Source organism: Selenomonas sp. oral taxon 892 str. F0426, assembly GCF_000468035.1.
GTDB lineage: Bacteria > Bacillota > Negativicutes > Selenomonadales > Selenomonadaceae > Centipeda.
On the sequence record NZ_KI260514.1, the window covers coordinates 831 to 1415 of the forward strand.

The following is a 585-nucleotide window of genomic DNA, read 5'->3' on the forward strand; positions in this document are numbered from 1 at the left end:
TATTCGACGAACTGCACACGCAGCCGAACCGCAAGCTCTTTGACGTTATGACGAAGGGCTCTGGTGATGCGCGTATGCAGCCGCTTTACTTCCTTATCACCACAGCAGGAACGGACACGCAGTCCATCTGCTATGAGACGCATCAGAAAGCGAAGGACATTCTCGAAGGGAGAAAGATCGACCCGACCTTCTATCCTGTGATCTACGGAGCAAAGGAGGATGAGGACTGGACAGACCCCGAGGTATGGAAGCGGTCGAATCCGTCCCTCGGTATCACGGTCGGCATCGACAAGGTACAAGCGGCGTGCGATTCGGCACGGCAGAATCCCGCCGAGGAAAACAGCTTTCGTCAGCTCCGTCTGAACCAGTGGGTGAAGCAGTCCGTGCGGTGGATGCCGATGGACAAGTGGGATGCGTGCGCTCTGCCTGTGGATGCAGCGGCATTGGAAGGGCGTGTCTGCTACGGCGGTCTTGACCTTTCCTCTACGATGGATATTACGGCGTTTGTGCTCGTGTTTCCTCCGACCGAGGAGGATGAGACGTTTGCCGTCCTTCCGTATTTCTGGATTCCCGAGGAGAATATTG

General features: G+C 56.1%; 1 protein-coding gene. It reads left to right on the forward strand.

Annotated elements, in window-relative coordinates:
- On the forward strand, nucleotides 1-585 hold a 585-nt coding region (locus HMPREF1992_RS11645), incomplete at both ends, for a terminase TerL endonuclease subunit (protein WP_021683808.1).